2 protein-coding genes are annotated in these 2,319 nt (G+C 59.9%); both read left to right on the forward strand.

Features of this window, described 5'->3' with window-relative positions; genetic code table 11:
* Window positions 1-149: 149 nt before the first annotated feature.
* Window positions 150-1,382, forward strand: coding sequence for a site-specific integrase (locus tag AC04SF_RS37265; RefSeq protein WP_488481860.1), 1,233 nt, complete (start codon window positions 150-152; stop codon window positions 1,380-1,382).
* Window positions 1,379-2,319, forward strand: a 941-nt coding sequence (locus tag AC04SF_RS37270; RefSeq protein ID WP_488481861.1) for a tyrosine-type recombinase/integrase, incomplete at its 3' end; no start/stop codon positions are given. The genes AC04SF_RS37265 and AC04SF_RS37270, both read left to right, overlap by 4 nt.

A 2,319-nucleotide genomic window follows, 5' to 3' on the forward strand; every position in this document is an offset into this window, starting at 1 on the left:
AGTAATCAGCAGCAGTTCATAATGTGAAGGAACGCGCCGAACACGCGATTTTCCCAGCAGGCAGGCCCGATCGGCCTTCGGCGTGCTGCGCATTATTTTTCGACATGAGATCTTTGGCTGTCGTTCAAAACGCAGTCGAGGAGATTTTCATGTCACACGAAACCAGCTCTCTGGTCACCGAACTGAAGGCGTGGCTGACGCAACAGCGATTCAATCCATTTGCAATTTACCATTATTGCCGCAACGCCGAGTATTTTCTGCAGCATCTTTCCGAGCGAGGCATAGCTCTGGAGATGGTAACGCCGGATGATGTGTCGAAATACCTTCGCCTCGCCGTGCGTCGATTTCGAAAACGATATGGTCATCCACCGGCACCTCATTGGGAGGCCACCCCGCGGGCGGCAATCCATGCCCTTTTACGACGTTCGCTTAAGCGATGGCCTCCAGAACCGGACCCGACCGATGCTGGCGAACGTCTCTACCGCGAGGTTTTGGCTCGTTATGAGGAGTGGCTGCGGGAAGAGCGTGGGCTGGCGGCATCCTCGATCTCCGCCCTGATGTGGGAAGCAAAGCATTTCTGTGGCTGGTACGCAAAGCACTCGGCGACCGTCGGCTTTGCGGAATTGAGCGTTCCCGACATCGATGCCTATATGGACATGCGGGCTCCTGGACTGACCCGCATATCGTTGAAGGATGCCGCCGACCGGCTCCGGTCGTTGCTGAAGCATCTTCATAGGTCCGGGCACACCGCCGCCGACCTCGCGACGCGTGTCATCGCCCCGCTGCTCTATGCTTACGAGGGAATTCCATCCGCTCTAAGTTCAGATCAGATCGCCGCCGTCCTGGAGGTCGCCAGCAAGGATCAATCGCCAGGGGGATTGCGGGACTACGCCATCCTCCAGATGCTGGCGGTCTATGGCTTGCGTGCCGGTGAAATAAGCGGGTTGCGACTGGAGGACGTCGACTGGCGCGGTGACGTTTTGCACATTCGCCATTCCAAGACCGGGGCGCGTTCTGTTTTGCCGTTACTGGAATCGGTTGGAGAGGCCTTGATTGCCTACCTTCGGCATGGCCGGCCGGAAACAGATGTGCGGGAAATCTTCGTTCGCATACGCGCACCGTACGTTCCCATGGTTCGCATCGGCAACGAAGTCCGCCGGCGGATAGAGGCGGCAGGTCTCGTGCTGAGTGGCAAGCGCGGCCCCCACATCTTCCGGCATGCTCGTGCTGTCAGCCTGCTGCGTGCAGACGTGCCGAGGAAGGTGATCGGAGACGTATTGGGCCATCGATCGACGGAATCGACGATTCCATATCTGAAGCTGGCCACTGAAGATCTGCGCGCCATCGCTCTGGAGATTCCGGGTCCGGAGGGGCGCGCATGAGCACCTGGCCCGACACCAACGGAAAGATCATCGAGCGCTATCATGCTCAATTGCGGTTGCGACATCCGAGGAGCCCGACCACCTATCGGCGGATTCTGCACAGCTTCCAGGAGGTTGCTGCCCGGCAACCGGCCAACACCACGCTCGTCACACGGGAGACCCTGGAAACCTGGCTGAGCGAGCGGGCTCGAGACTGGGCTCGCCCGACGTTGATGCATTACGCCCGCATCATCAACCGATTCCTCGATTACCTCGTGCAGGAGGGTTTTACCGCCAGCAATCCCATCAACGAATTGTGCGCCGCTCATCAAGCCAGAAGCGACAAGGCGGTGCTGCGAGCGCTGCTCTCGCCGGATCCCGATCAAGCTCTGGAGGCATTGCGGCAGCTCCCAGCGTTCGGCAGTGTGCTCGGGGACTTCATGCGCAACCATATCGCTCTCATGCGAACCAGAGGCTATCGCTATCTGACGCAGGCGCATTGGCTCTGGCGCTTTGACCGCTTTTTGCAGATGCACCCGGAATTGGCGGCGGAGCCGGTACCGATCATGCTACAGCACTGGGCGGCGGCACGGTCGACGGCGAACCATGCCGCCGAATGCGAGAAGCTCGCGCGCGTGCTGGGCAAGGCGCTTAACCGTCTTGATCCGGCGATCATGCCGAAACGTCCCGACCCGCGGCCGGGACAGCAGGTCGCGAAGCAATGGCGCCGGCCCTACATCTACAGTGTCGAAGAGATCCGTCGGCTTCTCGATATCGCCCGATCCTACCCTTCACCGCGGTCACCGCTCCGACCGGTGAGCCTCTACGTGATGCTGGTATTGGCCTATTGCTGCGGGTTGCGGCTGGGGGAACTCGCGCGTCTCGATCTTGGTGATGTCGATCTGATTGCCGGCACGATCACCATCCGGGAAACGAAGTTCTTCAAGTCCCGGATCCT

This window comes from Mesorhizobium sp. CNPSo 4671 (genome assembly GCF_057784245.1).